A 21,231-nucleotide genomic window follows, 5' to 3' on the forward strand; every position below is an offset into this window, starting at 1 on the left:
AACTTACTTAATTATAATTTTTTTATATCCATTTGGGACACTATAAGGAAAAGAAAGTTCTTCATTAAATGTAATTGTATTGTAATTTAAATTGATTTCTGTTTTCCCTTTTGGCTGAATTGCTTCTATAGCAACACTTGTTGGAAGTATTCCTTGGTCAAAAGTTCTATTATCTGCGTATGCAATTTGCATCATGATATTTTTTGACGTTTGCGAAATTTGCTCTTTTTCTAACAAAAATTTATCTGCTTCAAAAAAGAATGATTTTTTAATATCCGCTTCTTTAGCTTCATCCAATCGGTACAATCTATCAATTAACGTTTCGGTGTATTTTCCTTTTTTCAAATCGTCGATAGCTTCACCTATCAAAAGGTTTTGAACTTTATTAAAATCTAAATCTGTCCCCAACCATTTACTCAAACTACTAAAATCTCCATCGTAATAAGTACTACTTATTTTTTCGTAATAGCTTACAGAGTTTGGTGTAATCAAAGCTTTTGCCATTGTAATTCCAAGAAAACGAATACTAACCAAAATCTGTTCGTCCTTTTTTATCTTTATCTCAGCAGTAACATTCTGACTTTGTTTATCATCCGAATATTTTGCACTTGCTTTAATATATAAAGTCGAAAACTGTAATTTATTATTATAATGCCCGTCGATAATTTTATTAGCAGAAATAGGATTTACTTCTTCTTTGTTGGTATTATTTCCTTGTACTGCACCCGATTTCGATTTGCACGAAACGATAAAAACGAGTAACAATAACATTAGATATTTCTTCATCAGAATTTATTTGTTTTGAACTTTTATCTAATAAAATAAAGGTTCTTATTTTTTTTGTCTTAATAATTGATTTGCCTTCGCAAAATACGCTTCTTTTTTCTTCAAATCCCCTAAACCATTATAAGCTTCTCCTAACTGAATGTTAAAATTTGCTTCTAAAGTTAGATCATCTACAACATAATCAAGACCCATTTCTAAAACGTCTTTTGCTTTCTTAAATTGTTGTAACTGATTATTAGCCAGTCCTGAATAAAAATAAAACTGCGGTTGTGTTGGAAATGTTTCTATCATTACTTGCGAACGTTTTCCCATTGGCTCGTATTGTTTCGTTTCTGTATATGCTTGAAGCAAAAGTAAATTTGTTTCTATATCTACTTGCGAAGCCGAAATTACCGACAACTCATAATATTTAGCTGCTTGACTAAATTGGTTTTTGCTATGGTAAAACTTCCCTATTTCTTTTGCAACATCTACATCGGGATCATTCTTAAAATACGCAATTGCTTTATCTAAATCTGGCGTAAATTGCGGATTCTTACTTACAAAAAGCAAAAACTCATTTAGAATTCGATGTTTAATTTTAGAGTCTATTTTAGAATTTCCTAAAACTACATTCATCGCCTGAATTGCTTTTTCAGGTTGGTTCTGATCCAAATATGTTTTAAAAGAACTTACCTGCGCCCATTCCGATGTTGGAATTGCTTTTTCTAATTGTTGCGTAATTTCCAATACTTTATCAGCATCATTGTTTTTTGCATACAAAGAAATCAAAGCTATATAATTAGACTCTTCTTTTGGGTTTTTCTTAATCAGATCAACAAGACTTTCTATTTCGGCATTTTGATATTTTCCTTGTGACAAAATCTGTGCCTTATATAATTCTCTTTCGCTAGACTTTCCAAACTTGTCATTCATTTCATTAATCAATGCAAGCGCTTTGTCCCACTGATTTGTAATCATGTACAAAGAAATCAGATCATCTTTGTATTCCTCATCAAAAGGAATAATCTTCTGAATCGTTTCTATCGCCAAAGGATAATTTTTGGTTTGATAAGAAACATCATAAATCCCCAACCAAAACCATTTATTTTTCGGATTTAGTTCTGTCGCTTTTTCAAATGAGCTTTGAGCATTTCTATAATCTTTTAAAGACAAATAGTTTTTACCTAATTCAAAATAAACAGTCGCATCATTAGGTTGCAATTTCTCACATTTTTGTAAAGCTGTTATTGCTTTATCATAATTCTCGATTCCTTTTTGCAACAACGATTCATAAAAAGAGTCCTGAAATTCATTAGTAGCCATAGCGATATCTTCTGGCTCGGTTTGAGCCATTAATGAAGCCTGATTGCCAAGCAAAGCCATAAATACAAGTACTAAAACTCTTTTTTTCATTTTTATATTATTGATGTTTAAAGTAAAAACGAACCCTAATAAACTTCTTGTTTATTCTAAAACCGAATAGTCACCAATACTAATATTAGTAAACTTACCATCATAAACAACGTGATTTCCTATCATTGCATTGTCTAAATTAGCGTTTTTTATTTGAGTATAGGTTTGTACCAAACTGTTTTTTATAGAACTATCAATAACCTGACATCCTTTTCCTAAAGATACATTAGGTCCTACTGTAGCATTTTTCAATATTACATTTTCTCCAATATAACATGGCGGGATAATAGTCGAGTTTTCTAATTTTACATCATAATCTACTAGATGCTCTCCATCATTATGCAAGAATCCTAACATTCTAGAATTCGTTTCAACAGTAACATCTTTGTTACCACAGTCCATCCATTCATCAACGCTACCAGTTTTAAAAACTTTCCCGTTAGCCATCATTGCTTTAATTCCGTCATTAATCTGATACTCTCCACCGTTCTGAATATTGTTATCCAAAACTATTTGAAGTTCATTTTTAAGAACTTCAACTTCTTTAAAATAATATATTCCGATAACAGCTAGGTCGCTAACAAATTCTTTTGGTTTTTCGACCAACTCAATTATCTCATTATTAGCATTTAACTTAACTACTCCAAATGCTTCTGGTTGCTCAACTTGTTTTACCCAAATCACAGCATCTGCTTCTGGATCTAATTCAAAATCGGCTCTGATCAAAGTATCTGCATAAGCAATTACCGCTGGTCCCGATAAAGATTCTTTAGCGCACATAATAGCGTGTCCTGTTCCTAAAGGTAAATCCTGACGATAGATTGATGCTTTTGCACCTAAACTTCCTGCCAATTCTTCTAAACTTGCAACTAAGTCATCTCCAAAAAAAGCTGGATCTCCTAATATAAATGCTACCTCTTCGATAGGCTCTTTTAATATTTTAGCAATATCTTCTACTAAACGATGTACGATTGATTTTCCTGCAACCGGAATTAATGGTTTAGGTATAGTTAATGTATGCGGTCTAAGTCTAGATCCTCGACCTGCCATTGGAACGATTATTTTCATGTTCTTGTTATTTCAAAATTGAATATTCCTAATTGAATATTCAAACTTATTATTTTATTTATTTTTACTTCTTGAGGTTTCCAAACTTTTAACAAATATGGAAATTAACTCATCATTTTCTTTTATTGCAACCGTCAAATCTAATTCTTCTTTCGAATACAACTCAGCCCTCAAAATAATTTTAAGGCATGAATGAGTTTCTCGAAGCTCTTTTAACACAACCGACATTTTATGAATAAAATCATTTCTAGATTCTGCACTTTGAGCTTCACTATAATTTAATGATGGCGAAGTTCCTGAACGCACAATCTGTCCCGATAAATGATTTCCAGCCTTTGTTGCTTTTAAATTATCTGTTATTTTTATAATTTGTACTGCAAAATCAATTAACCTTTCATGTAAATCAAATTTTTTCACAACTTTTAAGTTTTAAAGTTGAAATTTTGAATTTCCAACTTGGAATTTTGAATTTTGAAATTCTGGACAACTAAAAACTGCAACTGATAACTACTTCACCCCTGTACTACCAAATCCTCCTTCGCCTCTTGATGTTTCCGAAAGTTCGTTAACTTCTACCCATTCAGCTCTTTCATGTTTGGCAACAATAAGTTGTGCTATTCTTTCTCCGTTTTCGATTACAAAAGCTTCACTAGATAAATTTACTAAAATCACTCCAATCTCTCCTCTATAATCCGCATCTACAGTTCCTGGAGAATTTAAAACTGTTATTCCTTTTTTAGCAGCCAATCCACTTCTTGGTCGCACTTGTGCTTCGTAACCAATTGGTAATTCTATAAAAAGTCCCGTTTTAACTATTGTTCTTTCTAAAGGTTTTAATGTTATTGGTTCTGATAAATTAGCACGCAAATCCATTCCTGCCGAAGCTATTGTTTCGTAGTTAGGTAAATCGTGTTGTGATTTGTTGATAATATTAATCGTCATTTTTATATTTTTAAAACTAAATGTAAATTTTGAATATGTTATTATTTGCCAAGCATTCCTTTTATTGTATCCTTTTCGTTATGGTAAACGAAATAAATAAACAGAAGGAACAATGGAATTCCGACAAAGTAATTTTCTCTGAATCCATAAAAAGAAATAACTGAGAATACAATTGAAATTCCTAGATAGGCTCCAATTTTCTTCATGTCATAAGGTATAGGATAATACTTGTTTCCTAAAACATACGAAATAAGCATCATACTTCCGTATGCCGAAATTGTGGCAATTGCAGATCCGTAGTAACTATACTTTGGAATCAAAATATAATTCAGTACTAATGTTAGTATTGCTCCAACTATAGATATGTAAGCTCCAATTTTTGTTTTATCAGTTAGTTTATACCATACCGACAAATTATTATAGATTCCTAAGAAAAAATTCGCAAGGATAATTAACGGAACCACTTTCATGGCTTCCCAATATGATTTGTTTTCTAACAGAAGTAATTTTAAAATATCTGCAAAAACAATTACTCCTAACAAAATCAATGACCCAAGAATCACAAAATATTTTGTAATTACGGCATACGTTTGTGGTGCATTTGCATTTTTAGCATGGCTAAAAAAGAAAGGTTCAATTCCTAATCTAAATGCTGTAGCAAATAAAACCATAAATAAACCTAGTTTGTAACAAGCGGAATATGCCCCAACTTCTGACTTTGCAATGTTTTCTGGCAGTAAATAACCTAGTAAGATTTTGTCAAAATGCTCATTGACAGCAAACGCTAATCCGGCCACCAAAATTGGTAAACCATATTTCATCATCTTTCTCCAAAGTACAGGATCGAATTTTCGCCCAAGCGAAAGATAATTAGGAGATAACACTATAAAAGTAGCCAAACTTGCTAAAAGGTTAGCAATGAAAATATAAGCAATTTGGAAATTTTCTACATATAAATTATCCCAAACAGAATTTGGGTTGTCTGCTGCAAGTTTAGGTAAGTATATCAAAAAGAAGATATTCAGAACAAGATTTACTATTACATTTCCAATTTTTATTGCTGCATAAACCATTGGTCGCTGATTGGCACGAAGTTTAGAAAAAGGCACTAAAACCAATGCATCTAAAACTAAAATCCAAACGGAATAGGTAACAAACTGTACGTCGACTTCGGCAAGAGTTGCAAGTGTGTTTCTAAAAATTAATGCTGCGAAAAGAAAAATAATCGATGACCAAAAAATAGAAATTGTAGAAGTAGCAATTACGTTCTTCTTATCGGGTTCGGAATTATAAAACCTAAAAAAAGCAGTTTCCATCCCATAAGAAAGTACTACATTAAAGAAAACCATCCATGATAATACAATAGAAACCTCACCATACTCTGCTGTTGGTAAAATTCCGGTGTATAATCGTACTAATAAAAAACTCAGCATTCGTGGCAATACTGTCGCAAGCCCATAAATAGCTGTCTGTTTAAAAAGATTTTTATATAATCCCAAAATATTTGTGGTAATAAAATTTATAAAACAAAAATAACCAATTCTTTGGTTTAATATCGTTTTTGTTGATTCATTAAGGAAATGTTATGCTTTTTTATATTATGTCAACTTATTTTCATCTAGGATTTTCACAAAATGAAATCCTTTTGGGCCATATCCTTGATTGTAATAAAAACGATGCGCCGCAAAATTAGAAGTAAATGCATCCAAAACAATATTGGAACATCCTAAATCAAGCGCTTTTTTCTCAATATAATCAGTCAATATTTTTCCGATTCCTTTAGAACGTTGATCTGGATGCACTACAAAATTATCTATCTCAAGATATTTTCCTGACCATAGTTTTGTAGATGACCAACAACCTGTAATTCCTAAACAAACTTCGTTTTCAAAAACAGCAACTTGAGTATAATTATGAGGAACCATTTCGGATAGGTATAATTCATATTTCTCCAAACCTAAGTTGGGATATAAATACTGCATGGTAGCAATTTGAGCAACCATTTCTTCAATAGTAGTAAGTTCTTTGACTATAAATTGCATGATGATATAAAAATAGAAGTCAAAATTAATCAAAAAAACTGATTGTAACTGTAATGAAGCTAGATCTCACCCAAAAAATAAAATTGGTCATTCTATCTTTCACTTCCTGATTTGTAATTTTTTTTACAGTTTTTATTTACAAAATATTTTAAGATTATGATAAATAGCCCTATATTTAAACTTTTAGTATCTTAAAATATATAAATAATGAAAAACGAAAATAATCTAACAAACATCGATACTTATGCTAAAATAGTCTTATCAGCTGTTATATTATGGGCATTTGTATATTTTGCTGGTTATGTAGTAGGACAAACCTATCATAACATCACACCTTAACAACTCTTAAAACTACTAACTAATTAAACTATAAAACATGAAAAAGTACATAAATCAAATCGCTCTTTATGCTAAAGAAGAAACCAACAATTTCATAGTATGGCTTTTATGGATATCATTTATCTTAACTTATTTGGGTTTTGAATTCGGTAGATTTACGTATGCATTTATGAATAGGTAATTTATATTATTCATGAAATCATCTAAATAACTGCAACTTGATTACAGAAAGAACAAATAGCTTATGCTGTACAACTAAAAAATTAATATCATGAAATCAATTACTCACTATGCTTTTATATTAATTGTAATGCTGTTCAATCTTATTACTATAAAATATGCTGATTCAGAATTACTTAATACTATATTGCTTTTAAGTATATTCAATACTATGACTTTTCCTATATTGTATTTATTTATTGCAATCGAAACTATTGTATCGAAACCAAGTGAAAAATATAATGCTTTTTATGTTAGTAATTCAAGAACCAATAAAAAAACGACGCAAGTAATAAATGAACTTTTCTACATATTAAAACAGCCAACTACAATTATATTATTTTCTTTTCCTTTTCTATTTTTATTAAGTCCTGGAGTTAACATATCTATTGCTGTTTGTATCAATATCGTTTTTATTTTTTTTGCTCTTTTAAATTTATTGATAATCTCAATTTTAACAAAATCCTTTTATGAAAAGAACTTTTACGTCCTTATTTGCATACTAGACATTTTACTTACAACTACTACAGCAACGGTGGCTTTTACAAATAAGAATATATTCAACATTACATTATCACTAATTGGTTTATCTTTTTTAAGTATACTTTTAATGGTTTATTTCATAAAAAGAAACTTTACAAAGATTTCATCAAGAGTACAAACTAATTAATCATGATTCAGTATAAGGGAAATATCACATAATTACTATGAACAAAAATCACTTTTTTATCCTTATTACTATTCTAAGTATTATCCTTTTACTATATAATATATTTATAGTTAAAAATGTATATTATCTAATTACACCAATACTAGTTTTAATAGCAGTAGGTCTTATTTATTTCAATAATCGAAATAAAAAAAACAACTAATAATTCTTGAACATATTCTTATTTCTAGAACTTTTTAGTACAGGGGTAAACAAATAATACAATGATAAAAAAAAGAGTATTTACAAAAAAACATTAAGTAGATTCAATACTTAAGGCTATTTTATAAAAGCAAAAAAATGGACAACGCTCACAGATTTCTTATACTATTAATTATAATAATAGGTATTGCGCATCAATACCAGAAAAACAAAAAAATCAAAAAATAGTAGTTGCCATTCATAACAAAAATTTTACTGTCTTAAAAATCCATATCTAATATCCTATCCTAGCTTGTTTTATAGGCAAAGAAATCGAAGCCAATATAGCTAAGAGCTAAAAATTATAGCCCATCGTTATACTCATGCTTTATTATTATGGATTACAGCTATTATATTTTTTTAACTTAATTATTTTAAAATGTCTAAAACCAGAAAAATACTTCTTGTTACATCTTTTATTATGCTTATTGCGCATATCGTTAGATATTTCTTGTATAACGAAGATATTATTCAAGCTTCTTTCGGAATTATCACAATGATTTTTATTATCATGTCAGTTATTATGAATAAAAAAACAGAAAAAAGAAAAGCCTCCTAAAAGCATTTAAAAAATTTTACAACATAACTAAAAAGAAGGTTTTTCACCAATTCTATTCCATACTTTTATAAACTCACTTGCATATATGATGATTTCATTTTAGAACATGATAAAAATATTAAAGTATTTAATTGTAATACGATTTAGGAAGATCTTACCAAAGGATGATTATCTGGCCATTGGTTTGCTCTTACTATTTTATGCAGTCATCATTTACTTTTTAAATCAAGTGTTCCAAAAGTACAGTTACTACTTTTTAATAACAACTTTGGAACTGGCATTTTACCACCAAAACAGAAAAGACATAGAATTATTAAAAGTTAATAAAAACTATCGCCTTTTATTATTCTTAGAATATCTCATTTATAGCTCTCCTTTTATATTCATTTATATTATAAACTATCGATGGGACATCGTTATAATTCATTTTGTAATACTTTATTTCCTGATTCTATTAAGCAAAATAGGAGTCAAGATTATCAAATACCCTTTCAGGTTATTTGATCCTTTCTGGCATATTTGCTTTAGGAAAAACAAGCTCGTTCTTTTTATTCCTTTGGTTATCTTCCTAAACGTAATGGGGAACATGCATCATAACGACAATCTAAATCTAGCAAGCTTATTTATCGTCGCTTTTATTGGTTGTTTACCTTCCTTCAAAAGAGAAAATGTAATTCATATAAAAATGAGTTTCTTCGATTCCAGGAAATACCTTTTAAAACAAATACAAGTAGGCTTATACAATACCTTAATGTTGAGTACTGTTTTAATTTTATGTTTATTGATATTTAAGAAATGGGATTTATTACTATTTGTTCCACTGATTTTTTTACTTCCGATAATTAGTATCTTATTTAAATACTCCTTTTTCTCAAATGAATTATTACAACAGCTATTTTTGGCATTATTTATTATAAATATTCAGATTGGCTTACCATTTTTAATCTTACCTTATTTGTATTATAAATCTATAAAAACAATAAACAATTTGAAATATGTTACAGATTAATATCTTAAAGAAAGCATTTGGAGGTAAAACTGTTTTGCAAGATATAGATCTTTCTATTTCAGCAAATGGAATTTATGGAGTCGTTGGCAAAAATGGAGAAGGAAAAACAACATTTTTTAAAATCATTACATCACTTATAGATTATCAGGGCACAATATCCTTTCATGATTCACCCATAAAACATAACGAAATAGCATTTTTACCTACAGAAGTACCTGTTTATGATGAGCTTACTGCAACCGAGTTTTCAGATTTTTATAAAGAATTACTAAATCTAAAAACGATAAATAATACTAAACTGTTTGATGTTCCTCAAGACAAACTCATCAAGACCTTTTCGACAGGAATGAAGAAAAAAGCATATATGAATGCCGTATTCCAAAAAGAATATCCAATTTATATTTTTGATGAACCTTTTAATGGTCTTGATTTAGAATCTAATTATTTGTTGATGAATTACATTAGAGAATTATCAAAAGATAGTATTGTTTTTATCTCTTCACATATCCTGGAAATTTTATACAAAGATTGTGACAAAATTTTTCTGGTGAAGAATACTGCAATTCGAGAATTTGAAAAGCAACAGTTCATAAAAATCGAAGAAGAGCTTTTCTTGAAATAGAATAAGTTTGTTTCTCTAAAATATCAAAATTAGCAACAAAAAAAGAGCCGACAATTACTTGTCGGCTCTTCTTATATATTATAAATTTTTCTTATCCTTTCTATGCTCTTTGCATTTTGAAGATCTGAAAAATTAAAATTTTTTCTTATCCTTTTAAAGCTTCCGCTCCACCAACGATCTCTAAGATTTCGTTTGTAATAGCAGCTTGACGTGCTTTATTGTAAGTTAATTTCAATTGATTTCTTAACTCAGTTGCGTTATCAGTTGCTTTGTGCATTGCAGTCATACGCGCACCATGCTCAGAAGCAAATGAATCACGAATACCTTTGTATAATTGTGTTTTTAATGATTTTGGAATCAAAGTTAACACGATTTCTTCTTTTGAAGGTTCAAAGATATAATCTCCTGTCGAAACTGGTACGTCTGATTTAATTGGAGCTAGAGGCAAAAACTGTTCTGTTTGAACAATTTGAGTCGCAGCATTTTTAAATTGATTATAAATCAATTCAATTTTATCATACTTTCCAGTTAAGAATTGTTGAGTTAAAATTTCAGCAATTTCAGCTACATTATCAAAAGTTAAGTCATCAAAAACTGAACTTTTATTGTCTATTACTGAATGTGTTTTGCTTAAAACATCATTTCCTTTTTTACCTATAGCAAAAATGTCAACTTGTTTTCCGGCATAAAATTCAGAACGTACTTTTGCTTCCTTTATTACATTGGTATTAAATGCACCACATAAACCTCTATTAGAAGTTATTGCAACAAGTAATACTTTTTTTACTTCACGTTGTGTAGTAAAATCTCCTCCTACATCACCATCAAGTGTTGCAGAAAGGTTTTGTAATAATTCCGTTAATTTCTCGGCATAAGGACGCATCGCTGTGATTGCATCTTGTGCTTTCTTAAGCTTTGCAGCAGAAACCATTTTCATCGCCGATGTAATCTGCATCGTAGATGAAACGGAAGTAATTCTATTACGGATTTCCTTTAAATTTGCCATCTTTTCTAATTAGAAAATTTGAAAATCAGTTAATTAGATAATTAAAAAAATACATAGACTCTTTTAATTATCTAATTGTCCAATTATCTTATTAGTTATATTTTGCTGAAATTTCTTTTGCTACTTTTTCAATAACATCTGTAATGTTATCGTCTAGTTTACCTGCTTTAAGTGCATTAAGAGTATCTTTATGCTTGCTGTTAAGGTATGCTAAGAAATCTGCTTCAAATTCTTTTACTTTATTTACAGGAACGTTTCTTAATAAGTTTTTAGAACCTGCGTAGATAATAGCTACTTGGTTTTCAACTGTATAAGGATCATTTAAACCTTGTTTCAAGATTTCAACGTTTCTTTTTCCTTTTTCAATTACGTTTAAAGTAACAGCATCTAAGTCAGAACCAAATTTAGCAAACGCTTCCAATTCACGGAATTGAGCTTGGTCTAATTTTAAAGTACCTGATACTTTTTTCATTGATTTAATTTGTGCATTACCTCCAACACGAGATACAGAGATACCTACGTTAATCGCAGGACGAACTCCAGAGTTGAACAAATCTCCATCAAGGAAAATCTGACCATCTGTAATCGAAATTACGTTTGTTGGGATATATGCAGAAACGTCACCAGCCTGAGTCTCGATAATTGGTAAAGCAGTTAATGAACCACCACCTTTTACGATAGACTTAATAGAATCTGGTAAATCGTTCATGTTTTTAGCAATTCCATTATCTGCAATTACTTTACAAGCACGCTCTAATAAACGAGAGTGTAAGTAGAAAACGTCCCCAGGGTAAGCCTCACGTCCCGGTGGTCTTCTTAATAAAAGAGAAACCTCACGGTAAGCAACAGCTTGTTTAGATAAATCATCATACACAATAAGTGCTGGACGACCTGAATCTCTAAAATATTCTCCAATTGCTGCACCTGCGAAAGGAGCATAAACTTGCATTGGAGCTGGATCAGAAGCATTTGCAGCAACAATAACTGTATAAGCCATTGCACCTTTTTCTTCTAACATTTTAGCAATTCCTGCTACAGTTGAAGCTTTTTGCCCAATTGCAACATATATACAGAATACAGGTTTTCCTGCATCGTAAAATTCTTTTTGATTTAAGATTGTATCGATACAAACAGTAGATTTACCTGTTTGACGGTCACCAATAACAAGCTCACGTTGTCCACGACCTACTGGGATCATAGCATCAACAGCTTTAATACCTGTTTGCAATGGCTCAGTTACTGGCTGACGGAAGATAACTCCAGGAGCTTTTCTTTCTAAAGGCATTTCATATAATGTTCCACCGATTGGTCCTTTTCCATCAATTGGAAAACCAAGTGTGTTCACTACACGTCCTACCATTTGCTCACCTACTTTAAGAGAAGCAATACGTTGTGTTCTTTTTGCTGTTGATCCTTCTTTGATTCCTGTAGATGGTCCTAAAAGTACCACACCAACATTATCTTCTTCAAGGTTCAATACAATAGCTTCAAGTCCGTTTTCAAATTCAACTAACTCACCATATTGTACATTAGATAGCCCGTAAATACGAGCAATACCATCTCCAACTTGAAGTACCGTTCCTACTTCCTCTAGCGTAGCACCAGATTCAAAACCTTCTACTTGCTTTCTTAATATTGCTGAAATTTCAGCAGGTTTGATTTCCGCCATCTTAAATTTATAATTTAGACACTTTTATGTGTAATAAAACTAATTACTTAACTCTCTTTTTAATACTTGTAATCTGTTTGCAACAGATGCATTATATTGCTTATCGCCTATTCTTAAAATAAATCCTCCAATAATTGAAGCATCTACATTATTTTCTATTGTAATTTTTTTATCTGATAATGTTGCAATTTTAGCTAATACTTTAGCTTCTAAAGCAGCATCCATAGGAATAGCTGTTGTTACTTGCGCAATTTCAACACCATTACTTTCATCAAATAATTTATTATATTCTAGAGCAATTGCTTCTAGAATTTCGAATCTTTTGTTTTCAAACAATAAATGAAATAACCCTTTAGTTACACCATTTATACTTGCAAAAACTTCTAAAAGGGCACTCTCCTTAACTTCAACTTTTATAGTTGGGCTTTCGATAAAGGTACTCAATTCTGCATTTGTGTCAATTGTTGAAGCAATTGATTTCATGTCGTTATTGACAGCTTCGGCAACACCTTTAGAATTTGCTAAGTCTAGAATTGCTTTTGCATAACGAATTGCTGCTCTTGTACTTGCCATAATATTAGTTTAGCTTTACGTCATCTAACATTTTCTCAACTAATTTAGTTTGAGATTCTTTGCTAGATAATTCCTCTTTCAATAATTTTTCAGCAATGCTTAATGATAAAGTTGAAACTTGTGATTTCAATTCAGCCATAGCTGCATTTTTTTCATTTTCGATAGCTGCTTTAGCTTGAGCGATCAATTTTTGACCTTGCTCTTGAGCTTCATTTTTAGATTCAGCTATGATTTGCTCTTTCATTTCACGAGCTTCTTTTAACATTGCATCACGTTCTGCACGAGCTTCTTTTAAGATACGCTCATTATCTGCAGTTAAATTTTGCATTTCTCTACGAGCTGCTTCAGCTGATGCTAAAGCCTCATTGATAGATTCTTCACGGCTTTTTACAGCTCCTAAAATAGGTTTCCAAGCATATTTTGCCATTAGAACGAAGAAAACAATAAAGATAATTGTTGTCCAAAAAATTAAACTTTCTGGTGAAGTTAATTGCATAACAGTATATATTTAAAAATTGTTTGTCTTTTTTAAAAAAACTTCCTGGAGCCAACCGCTACAGGAAGTTTTAGATTTTAATTATTTTGCGATTAACGCAACAACAACTGCGAAAAGTGCAACACCTTCAATAAGTGCAGCAGCAATAATCATAGCAGTCTGAATTTTTCCAGCAGCTTCTGGTTGACGAGCGATAGCGTCCATTGCAGATCCACCAATTTTTCCAATACCAAGACCTGCACCAATTACAGCTAATCCAGCTCCGATTCCAGCTAATACCATAATAATAAATTTATATAGTTAATAATTAATAAAACTCTAATTAATGATGATCGTGCTCTTCAACAGCCTGACCAATAAATAATGCTGAAAGCAATGTAAATACATACGCTTGCAAAGCAGCAACCAACATTTCTAATACGCTCATGAACAATACGAATGCTCCAGCAACTGGCCCGATAGCAATACTTTTGAAAATGAAGATCAAAGAAACTAAACTCAAGATAATAATGTGTCCAGCAGTGATGTTTGCGAATAAACGAATCATCAATGCAAATGGCTTAGTAAGCATTCCTATAATTTCTACAGGAATCATAATTGGAGCCAACCACACAGGAACTCCTGGTGTATTAAAAATATGTCCCCAGTAATTTTTGTTTCCGCTTAAAGTTGTAACTACGAAAGTAATAAATGCCATTACAAATGTAAAATAGATATTACCTGTTAAGTTTGAACTAAATGGGAAGAAAGGAATTAATCCGATTAAGTTGTTAATCCAGATAAAGAAGAAAATTGTTAAAAGGTATGGCATATATTTTCCAGCCTTTTTTGCACCAATATTTGGAACAGCAATCTCATCTCTAACGTACGTAACTAGTGGCTCTAAAAATCCAGCTAATCCTTTTGGCGCATTTGGGTTTTTCTTATAAGATCTTGCTACTGCAAAAAATAAGAAAAACAAAACAATTGCAGACATTAACATAGAGAAAACATTCTTAGTGATAGAAAAATCTAAAGGTCTTGCATCAAAAGCAAAAGCACCATTATCTCTTTCTTCATTTGTCATTTGTTCAAATTTGTCTGCATAAAAAACAACTTCTTTATAACGAACTAATTTTTGTCCATTGATATCTACAACATGTTCTCCTGTATTATCATGATGAAATTCTTTTGAAGAAAAAATTTCCAATCCATTATTTGTCCATAAAATAACTGGAAGACTCAAAGAAATAGGATGACCATCCCAATCAGCGATATGAAAATCATGCGAATCTCCAATGTGTGAATTAATTAATTCACTTGCATTGAATTCTTTTTCTATTTCGTGACCAACACTTTCTTTGTGACCGCTTGCTTCTACTGTCTCAACAACGTTTTCGTGTTTAACGGAAGCGCTATCAACAGAAGTAGATGCGTAATTTATCGACGAAGAAAAGGCTAATAAAGTAACTAATAAGTACTGAACTGGTTTATTTGAAAATATCATTATTAAATCTTTATCTAATTTTAGGTTCCAAAAATTTTTTGCAAAGGTACATTTTAAATTGAAAATTGAAAATTTATAGATGTAATTTTTAAAATTACATTTTTATTTATCAATTCATCTAATAATGAAGTGGTTAACTTTTATTTATTAGGCGAACTGTAGAATATGTTTCAAAAATCAAAAATAAAAAATAAGGTATAAAAAACGCACCCAAGTCAATTATTGGGTCTTTAACATGTGCTTTTATTAGCGGGATTAAGAAAATGATGGCTAACATCATTCTAAAAAAACTTGCTCCAAGAAAAGCAAAACCTGTATAAGTTGAGAAATTTTTATTGACAAAAATTAAAAACAGGTAGACTAAAAATGTAGCTAAAATATTAAAAATATAAATACTCCACACGGAGTAAAAAAAAACTAATTTTTCTGAAAGTGATTGCATGACAAAATATTGCGTGACAAACAATACAATCGTAAAGGGAATAAAATACTTAAGAAAATCAACAATTCTATTCATTATTTATTTAAATTTTTAACTTGTCGTATGACGTTATAAAGTGCTAAGAAAACCGAAAACAAAGATAAAACGATTGTCCATAAAGAACCACCGTTTGAATATTTTTCATCTAACCAAATACCCAGATAAGAAAATAAAAATATAATTACTCCCATCTGTATAGGAATGTTAATAAGTCCTATCCATTTATTATTTGGTTGGTTATCATTTTTTGGTTCCTTGTCCGTCATTTATTTCAGTTTTAAAATCTGTTGCCATTATACATGTCGCACTAAAATCAGCACCAGGTTCTACCGATAATTTTCCTATAGTTACTTCACCTGTAATTTTGGCTGTTGCTTTTACGTTTAAAAGTTCAGCAACTTTAATTTTTCCTGTAAATTCTCCCTCGATATCAGCATTTTGACAAATGATATCTCCTTTAACTTTGCTTGCTGGTCCTATTACAATTTTTCCTTTTGATGTAAAATTCCCTATTAATTCACCATCTAATCTAAAATCGGCTAGCGATGTAATATCTCCTGTTATTATAGTTCCTTCGACTATTCTATTTGTTTTTCCTAAGTGCTCTGTGCTAAATTTTGGTGCTTTATTAAACATGATTACGGGGTTTTAGGCGCTAAATAAGCTTCTAAATTTTTATTAATTTGTACTATACTATAATTATCACTTGATATTATTACTGCAGGATATTCTATCAAGTTATATTTTTTATTTTCTTTTAAAACTTTGGCAACATCATTTGCATAAACTTCCGATTTTATACCGTGAATGGTAACAAATCCTGAATCTAAATCGTATTTATCGAAAGAAAAAGTTAGTTTCTGGAAGTTTTCATCTACTAAGAATTTTTTAATAACTTCCTCTATTTTTTTCCTTGCTTTCTCATCCTGAATACCAATTTTATACAAAATTTTCCAATTTTTTGTATCTGTTGTGGTAAATACACGCTTCTCTAAAAACGGAATTTGATTTGTTAAAATATCCTGTGCTTTTTTTCCTTCTTCGCTATTTGGATAATTATCGACTACGTTTTCTATCGCTTTTTTATAAGCAACCAATCCTTTTGCTTTTCCTAAAGTATTTGCTTTTAATAACTCATATTTCGATACAATTTCATCACCTGAATATTGATTAATCAAATTATCAATGTTACTTAGGACTTCTCCATATTTCTCTTCCTGAAATAATTTATACCATTTCTGGTATTCTTTATCAGGCGCTTTACTTGCTGACTCTTCATCTAAGCCGTTGTTATTTATGATTTGTGCATAGCGTGAATTTGGATAACGTGCAGAAATATCATTTTTAACCGCCGCAGCTTTTGCTGGATTTGTTATCTCATAAATTTTGTACAGATTATACATCGATGGTAAAATCAATTTTTCTTCAGGATTATTCTGTAACAATTGCTCTAACTTATTGCTAGCCAATTCATACTCTTTAAATTTCTCTTTATAGATAATCCCTAATTGATAGTATGAAAAATCGCGTTCCTTAACAATACTATCTATTGCAGGTTTGTTTTTTAGAAGTTGTTTTTCGTAAAAATCTGTAGTATACTTTTCGACTATCGCTTCAGTTTTAATAGAATCATTTGCAACTACATCTGTTGATTTATCATCATCTGTAGTCATATTTGGTTTGTTAGATGGTAATCTCCAATTACTATTTAAAACTCTGTTTCCCCATAATTTTTTAAACTGTAATTTTCCGTAAGCTACTGTAGATGGGTTGTAGAAATAAAAATTACTAGCAACTTCATTTCCTGTTGGTGGTGTAGGAACTCCACTTTTTTCAGGGGTTCCTGGTACAGCGCCTGTTGGAGTTACTGTTTCCAGACCTCCTCCTCCCGTGTTTAGCGCAATATTAGCCAATTTCTGTTTTTGTTTTTCTGCAAGAATTCGTTTAGCTTCGTCTTCCTTTTTTATTTTGGCAATATAATCTCTAAAATATTTTACTCTGGCTGAATCCGAAAGTCCAACTACTGTTATAATACTATCATTACGTTTTGCAATACCTTCGTATTTTATTACGTCATCCAAATTTTTTCGTGTTTTTTGGATATAAACAAACTCTCTTGTTTTAGGATCCATTTTTACCAAAGTACTATCATAATACTTCGCCGCCATTGTATAACTGGCTTTCTTAAAGAACATATTCCCAATGTTTCGATAAGTTGATGCTACTAAATAAGGATCTTGAGATTTTCTTTTTAATGAAGAATTATAAAATTCTAATGCCGATTTTTCATTTTTTCGTTTATCATAGAAAACTCCCATTTCATAATAAATCACATCCAGAAATGGTCTATTTTCTCTATCGGCGATTAATTTATTATATGTTTTGATAAAAACAGTACTATCTCCGGTTTGATAATCGAACAACTGAGCTTTTTTTGCGTAAGCATGTATTACATACTTTCGCTCTGCTCTTCTGTTCATATCAATTACCGATTGATAAAAATAAAGCGCACTATCTCTCTTTTTTGTTTCCTGATATAATTGCCCTAAAATAAAACGGTATCTAGATCTTTCAGGATTTCTTTTTGTAAATTCTTCGGCAATTTTAAGTTTTGTAATTGCGCTGTCTTTTTCTTCTAAATTAATAAAAGCTTCTGCTAATAAAGCATTTGCATCGGCATATACTTGTTTTTTTAATTTAACTCCTTTTATTAATTTATAAATGTTTTTTATAACCAACTCATCATTACCTAAGCGCATATTGGTTTTCTCTCGCCAGATTCTCGCTGTATTAATATTGCTACTTGTTGGGTATTTGTATAAAATATAATTAAAAGCATCTAAGGCTGGTAAAAATCTCTGATCATAATAACGAGCCTGACCAAGCATTAGGTATGCTTCATCTATCTGGCTATTTTTTTCCCGACCTCCAATATTCATCGAATGTTTTTGAATAGCCTTGGTAGCTTTTGTCTCAGCAAGTTCAAAATCAGCATTTTTAGCTTTTGCTTCATCTGAATTCCCTTCATCGATTTGCATTCTTTCTATAGGCAATAATTTCCAGAAATTATCTTTATAATTGGCCTCTATAGCTTTCATGCCTTTATCAAAACCTACTTGTCCGTTGTATAATATATTATACTTTGTACTCAAAGCATGAGAATTTCTTGCTAAAAATGTATCTCTTTTGGTAGAACAAGCTATCAAAAGAGAAAAAAATAAGAGCAGAAATATGTATTTAAGTCGATTGTTTTTCAATGGGAAACATTTTTAACATTTAACATCTAAAAAAGTTTTTTAGTATAATAACTGGTAAAAATACGCTTCTTTTTGAGATATTTATATTTAAATGGCAAAAAACGATTCCAGTTCTTGAAGTGTTTCTCTAGAAGTTTGAATATCTTTCACAATTTCACCTTTATTTAAGGCAACAATTCGGTCGCAAACTTCAACAGTATGCTGTAAATCGTGACTCGAAACTAAAATTGTAACATTCGGATTATCAGCTAGTTCTTTTATTGTTTTTTTTAATCTACTTACAGTTGTTGGGTCTAAATTAGCAAATGGTTCGTCTAAAATAATCACTTCTGGATTGCCAATAAGTGTAGATATAATTCCTACTTTTTTTTGATTTCCTTTGGACAAATCTCGCAGATATTTTTTGTTTTTAAGAATTTCTCCATTAAAAAATTCCTCATGCTTGAGTAATAATGCATCAATGTCTGCTTTATTTTGTCCTCGTAAATCTCCTACAAAATAAAAATACTCTTCGGGAGTTAAATATCCTATCAAAAAGCTTTCATCTAAAAAAGATCCTGTAAAAGTTTTCCAGGTTTCTTCATTATTTACCTGGATAGAATTTGTTGTAATATTTCCTGTAGATGGATGAATTAAATCTAGTAGCAAACTAAAAAAAGTAGTTTTGCCTGCTCCATTATTTCCTACCAATCCGAAACTTTGCCCTTTTGGGATTTCAAGATTATCTATTTTTAAAACTGTTGTTCCGTTATATATTTTTGAAAGTTTATTTACTTGTATCATAGTGTAATTTTAGATTGTTGATTTTAGATTACATCAATTGAAGTTAATTATCTAATTGACACATTTTCCTAATTAATGAATTAATTCTTTTGTTTATAAGCACTTATAGTAGAATATTTTTCGATTTTATATCTTTTTTCGATTAGTAAAAAGACTTTATCCTTAAAAGCAAAACCTATTATTCCTGCTAAAGCAACTAATGCTAACCCAATATTTGGGTTTCCAAACCAAAGACCAATCCAATATAATCCTAATGGCAACAGCATTTTAGGTAATGTAAGAAGCATTGTGTTTACATTGAAAGCTTTTTTATCTCCAAATGCTCCACTTGTAGTTGTTAAATCGATTGGTGTTTTTGTAAATGCTCCTCCCAGAAGTACTAAATGTGAATTAACACCAATATTATAAATAGCTCCAACAACAATTGTGAGATACACTTTCCATCCAAAATAAAGGTAAAATGAAGCAATAATCGTCGATATAATAGTTGCAATAACTATTAACCACCATTTAGAAGTGATATAGCCTTTATAAGGTATGTTTTGGGTCATCATAAGTTGATAATACGAACTGTCCCAACTTGGTACGAATTGTCCGAAAGTAAAAAGGAATCCTCCTGATACAAAAATACCTGCTAAAATTTGCATTACTGGCGGCTGGTGCGTACTTGCATTAAAAAAAAGTAATCCATAAAGCAAAAAGATAAAGCTCATAATAATTGTCATTCTAGACCTTTTATTTCTCCTTATAAGTTTAATATCGTTTTTAAGAAATGTACCTAAAGTCCCAAATTGATTAAGCCAAGTTAGATTTTCGGTGGTAGCAATATCATGTTTAGTCGAAAGTCCTGCATCGAGATATAAATTTTCTTTAAAATAATTAAAGGTCATGTAATAAAGCCCTGCCAAAATTAAAATCGGGATAAGAAAAAGCCCTTTTATACTATAAAAACCATCAAAAAGAAAAACTGTATAATTTGTAATATCAAAAAAACCATAATATTGTAATCCTCCTAAAACAACAATTACGCCTAGGAAAATAGCAAACAATTTATCAATGTTACTTAATAAAATATTCAAGAAGTTATTAATATAAATTAATGCTATTATGGTTAAATGCCAAAATATTACGCCCAAAATATCATATCCTTCTATTAATAATACTATCGTAAAAGGGATAAAAAAGAAGGCATGAATAATGTTGAAAAACGATAAAGCTGTTTTACCAAGTGAAAAATGAACAATAGTTTTCTTTTGGATTGCCAATGTTAATAACGGTTTGATATTAAGAACTGGAATGGCTTGCATTAAAAGTCGAATCACTAAATCGAATAAAAAGTAATAAATCAAGAACTTATTTATGGTTAATAACGGATCAAGATTCATCTCTTTAAGAACATAAAAAATACCTGTTCCCGCACCAATTAAAACAAGCGAAAAATAAATTGCCAAAAAACCTATTACGATTTTTAATGCGATATTAGCACCAAATGATGCCGACCTTGAAAAGGATTTCCATTCGAGATAAATAAACTTTTTAATCATTTTTTTTGGTTTAGTTTGATACGTAAGTATGTAAATGTAGGAAAA

At 30.4% G+C, this 21,231-nt stretch carries 23 protein-coding genes; 4 read left to right on the forward strand and 19 right to left on the reverse strand.

The window, feature by feature from the left end:
* Positions 1 to 3: 3 nt before the first annotated feature.
* From IW20_RS06635 to IW20_RS06665, 7 genes are all read right to left on the reverse strand, one after another.
* Positions 4 to 786, reverse strand: coding sequence for a DUF4292 domain-containing protein (locus IW20_RS06635; RefSeq protein ID WP_035620135.1), 783 nt, complete (start codon positions 784 to 786; stop codon positions 4 to 6).
* A gap of 45 nt (positions 787 to 831) precedes the next feature.
* Complete coding sequence (locus IW20_RS06640; RefSeq protein WP_035620136.1) at positions 832 to 2,181, reverse strand: tetratricopeptide repeat protein; 1,350 nt, start codon at positions 2,179 to 2,181, stop codon at positions 832 to 834.
* Positions 2,182 to 2,232: 51 nt separating this feature from the next.
* Positions 2,233 to 3,249, reverse strand: coding sequence for a sugar phosphate nucleotidyltransferase (locus IW20_RS06645; protein WP_035620138.1), 1,017 nt, complete (start codon positions 3,247 to 3,249; stop codon positions 2,233 to 2,235).
* 54 nt (positions 3,250 to 3,303) lie between these two features.
* A complete protein-coding gene (locus IW20_RS06650; protein ID WP_035620140.1) occupies positions 3,304 to 3,666 on the reverse strand; it encodes a four helix bundle protein in 363 nt (120 codons plus the stop codon).
* A 90-nt stretch (positions 3,667 to 3,756) separates the two neighbouring features.
* Complete coding sequence (gene dut / locus IW20_RS06655) at positions 3,757 to 4,191, reverse strand: dUTP diphosphatase (protein WP_035620141.1); 435 nt, start codon at positions 4,189 to 4,191, stop codon at positions 3,757 to 3,759.
* A 41-nt stretch (positions 4,192 to 4,232) separates the two neighbouring features.
* The gene (locus IW20_RS06660; protein WP_035620144.1) at positions 4,233 to 5,690 is read right to left on the reverse strand and encodes a lipopolysaccharide biosynthesis protein; all 1,458 of its coding nucleotides are present in this window, start codon (positions 5,688 to 5,690) and stop codon (positions 4,233 to 4,235) included.
* Positions 5,691 to 5,789: 99 nt separating this feature from the next.
* The gene (locus IW20_RS06665) at positions 5,790 to 6,233 is read right to left on the reverse strand and encodes a GNAT family N-acetyltransferase (protein ID WP_035620145.1); all 444 of its coding nucleotides are present in this window, start codon (positions 6,231 to 6,233) and stop codon (positions 5,790 to 5,792) included.
* A 207-nt stretch (positions 6,234 to 6,440) separates the two neighbouring features.
* Between IW20_RS06665 and IW20_RS26860 the strand changes: the two genes are divergently transcribed.
* From IW20_RS26860 to IW20_RS06685, 4 genes are all read left to right on the forward strand, one after another.
* Entirely contained in the window at positions 6,441 to 6,572 is a 132-nt protein-coding gene (locus IW20_RS26860; protein ID WP_262488105.1) for a hypothetical protein, read from the forward strand.
* A gap of 271 nt (positions 6,573 to 6,843) precedes the next feature.
* Entirely contained in the window at positions 6,844 to 7,461 is a 618-nt protein-coding gene (locus tag IW20_RS06670; protein WP_035620147.1) for a hypothetical protein, read from the forward strand.
* A gap of 619 nt (positions 7,462 to 8,080) precedes the next feature.
* On the forward strand, positions 8,081 to 8,260 hold the full coding sequence (locus IW20_RS06675; RefSeq protein WP_035620148.1) for a hypothetical protein: 180 nt from the start codon (positions 8,081 to 8,083) through the stop codon (positions 8,258 to 8,260).
* A 995-nt stretch (positions 8,261 to 9,255) separates the two neighbouring features.
* The gene (locus IW20_RS06685) at positions 9,256 to 9,891 is read left to right on the forward strand and encodes an ATP-binding cassette domain-containing protein (RefSeq protein WP_035620155.1); all 636 of its coding nucleotides are present in this window, start codon (positions 9,256 to 9,258) and stop codon (positions 9,889 to 9,891) included.
* A 145-nt stretch (positions 9,892 to 10,036) separates the two neighbouring features.
* On the opposite strand, the gene atpG is transcribed toward IW20_RS06685, so the two are convergent.
* The 12 genes from atpG to IW20_RS06745 form a co-directional block, all read right to left on the reverse strand.
* Positions 10,037 to 10,897: an ATP synthase F1 subunit gamma gene (gene atpG / locus IW20_RS06690; protein WP_035620158.1), complete on the reverse strand. Its 861-nt coding sequence runs from the start codon at positions 10,895 to 10,897 to the stop codon at positions 10,037 to 10,039.
* A gap of 91 nt (positions 10,898 to 10,988) precedes the next feature.
* Positions 10,989 to 12,566, reverse strand: a complete 1,578-nt coding sequence (atpA, locus tag IW20_RS06695) for a F0F1 ATP synthase subunit alpha (protein ID WP_035620159.1) — start codon at positions 12,564 to 12,566, stop codon at positions 10,989 to 10,991.
* Positions 12,567 to 12,605: 39 nt separating this feature from the next.
* The gene (atpH, locus tag IW20_RS06700; protein WP_035620161.1) at positions 12,606 to 13,139 is read right to left on the reverse strand and encodes an ATP synthase F1 subunit delta; all 534 of its coding nucleotides are present in this window, start codon (positions 13,137 to 13,139) and stop codon (positions 12,606 to 12,608) included.
* A 4-nt stretch (positions 13,140 to 13,143) separates the two neighbouring features.
* The gene (locus IW20_RS06705; protein WP_035620162.1) at positions 13,144 to 13,635 is read right to left on the reverse strand and encodes a F0F1 ATP synthase subunit B; all 492 of its coding nucleotides are present in this window, start codon (positions 13,633 to 13,635) and stop codon (positions 13,144 to 13,146) included.
* 81 nt (positions 13,636 to 13,716) lie between these two features.
* A complete protein-coding gene (atpE, locus tag IW20_RS06710) occupies positions 13,717 to 13,917 on the reverse strand; it encodes an ATP synthase F0 subunit C (protein WP_031453874.1) in 201 nt (66 codons plus the stop codon).
* A 40-nt stretch (positions 13,918 to 13,957) separates the two neighbouring features.
* Positions 13,958 to 15,121 carry a F0F1 ATP synthase subunit A gene (gene atpB, locus IW20_RS06715; protein WP_081912442.1) on the reverse strand — a complete coding sequence of 388 codons (1,164 nt, stop codon included), beginning with the start codon at positions 15,119 to 15,121 and terminating at the stop codon, positions 13,958 to 13,960.
* A gap of 133 nt (positions 15,122 to 15,254) precedes the next feature.
* Entirely contained in the window at positions 15,255 to 15,638 is a 384-nt protein-coding gene (locus IW20_RS06720; protein WP_035620164.1) for a hypothetical protein, read from the reverse strand.
* A complete protein-coding gene (locus IW20_RS06725; RefSeq protein WP_051885607.1) occupies positions 15,638 to 15,868 on the reverse strand; it encodes an AtpZ/AtpI family protein in 231 nt (76 codons plus the stop codon). The genes IW20_RS06720 and IW20_RS06725 overlap by 1 nt, the downstream gene beginning before the upstream one ends.
* Entirely contained in the window at positions 15,843 to 16,238 is a 396-nt protein-coding gene (locus tag IW20_RS06730; RefSeq protein WP_035620166.1) for a bactofilin family protein, read from the reverse strand. Before IW20_RS06730 ends, IW20_RS06725 begins: the two co-directional genes overlap by 26 nt.
* Positions 16,239 to 16,240: 2 nt before the next feature.
* A complete protein-coding gene (gene porW, locus IW20_RS06735) occupies positions 16,241 to 18,859 on the reverse strand; it encodes a type IX secretion system periplasmic lipoprotein PorW/SprE (RefSeq protein WP_035620167.1) in 2,619 nt (872 codons plus the stop codon).
* 87 nt (positions 18,860 to 18,946) lie between these two features.
* On the reverse strand, positions 18,947 to 19,642 hold the full coding sequence (locus IW20_RS06740; protein ID WP_035620170.1) for an ABC transporter ATP-binding protein: 696 nt from the start codon (positions 19,640 to 19,642) through the stop codon (positions 18,947 to 18,949).
* Between the two features lie 80 nt (positions 19,643 to 19,722).
* Entirely contained in the window at positions 19,723 to 21,186 is a 1,464-nt protein-coding gene (locus tag IW20_RS06745; protein WP_035620171.1) for a DUF5687 family protein, read from the reverse strand.
* Positions 21,187 to 21,231: the final 45 nt, after the last annotated feature.

It is taken from the genome of Flavobacterium hydatis, from assembly GCF_000737695.1.
In the GTDB taxonomy this organism is placed as follows: domain Bacteria; phylum Bacteroidota; class Bacteroidia; order Flavobacteriales; family Flavobacteriaceae; genus Flavobacterium; species Flavobacterium hydatis.

Excerpts from the sequence above, each read along its gene's own strand:
- IW20_RS06635 (WP_035620135.1), bottom strand. The coding sequence starts at position 786 with ATGAAGAAATATCTAATGTTATTGTTACTCGTTTTTATCGTTTCGTGC.
- IW20_RS06640 (WP_035620136.1), bottom strand. The coding sequence starts at position 2,181 with ATGAAAAAAAGAGTTTTAGTACTTGTATTTATGGCTTTGCTTGGCAAT.
- IW20_RS06645 (WP_035620138.1), bottom strand. The coding sequence starts at position 3,249 with ATGAAAATAATCGTTCCAATGGCAGGTCGAGGATCTAGACTTAGACCG.
- dut (WP_035620141.1), bottom strand. The coding sequence starts at position 4,191 with ATGACGATTAATATTATCAACAAATCACAACACGATTTACCTAACTAC.
- IW20_RS06665 (WP_035620145.1), bottom strand. The coding sequence starts at position 6,233 with ATGCAATTTATAGTCAAAGAACTTACTACTATTGAAGAAATGGTTGCT.
- IW20_RS26860 (WP_262488105.1), top strand. The coding sequence starts at position 6,441 with ATGAAAAACGAAAATAATCTAACAAACATCGATACTTATGCTAAAATA.
- IW20_RS06670 (WP_035620147.1), top strand. The coding sequence starts at position 6,844 with ATGAAATCAATTACTCACTATGCTTTTATATTAATTGTAATGCTGTTC.
- IW20_RS06675 (WP_035620148.1), top strand. The coding sequence starts at position 8,081 with ATGTCTAAAACCAGAAAAATACTTCTTGTTACATCTTTTATTATGCTT.
- IW20_RS06685 (WP_035620155.1), top strand. The coding sequence starts at position 9,256 with ATGTTACAGATTAATATCTTAAAGAAAGCATTTGGAGGTAAAACTGTT.
- atpG (WP_035620158.1), bottom strand. The coding sequence starts at position 10,897 with ATGGCAAATTTAAAGGAAATCCGTAATAGAATTACTTCCGTTTCATCT.
- atpA (WP_035620159.1), bottom strand. The coding sequence starts at position 12,566 with ATGGCGGAAATCAAACCTGCTGAAATTTCAGCAATATTAAGAAAGCAA.
- atpH (WP_035620161.1), bottom strand. The coding sequence starts at position 13,139 with ATGGCAAGTACAAGAGCAGCAATTCGTTATGCAAAAGCAATTCTAGAC.
- IW20_RS06705 (WP_035620162.1), bottom strand. The coding sequence starts at position 13,635 with ATGCAATTAACTTCACCAGAAAGTTTAATTTTTTGGACAACAATTATC.
- atpE (WP_031453874.1), bottom strand. The coding sequence starts at position 13,917 with ATGGTATTAGCTGGAATCGGAGCTGGATTAGCTGTAATTGGTGCAGGT.
- atpB (WP_081912442.1), bottom strand. The coding sequence starts at position 15,121 with ATGATATTTTCAAATAAACCAGTTCAGTACTTATTAGTTACTTTATTA.
- IW20_RS06720 (WP_035620164.1), bottom strand. The coding sequence starts at position 15,638 with ATGAATAGAATTGTTGATTTTCTTAAGTATTTTATTCCCTTTACGATT.
- IW20_RS06725 (WP_051885607.1), bottom strand. The coding sequence starts at position 15,868 with ATGACGGACAAGGAACCAAAAAATGATAACCAACCAAATAATAAATGG.
- IW20_RS06730 (WP_035620166.1), bottom strand. The coding sequence starts at position 16,238 with ATGTTTAATAAAGCACCAAAATTTAGCACAGAGCACTTAGGAAAAACA.
- IW20_RS06740 (WP_035620170.1), bottom strand. The coding sequence starts at position 19,642 with ATGATACAAGTAAATAAACTTTCAAAAATATATAACGGAACAACAGTT.
- IW20_RS06745 (WP_035620171.1), bottom strand. The coding sequence starts at position 21,186 with ATGATTAAAAAGTTTATTTATCTCGAATGGAAATCCTTTTCAAGGTCG.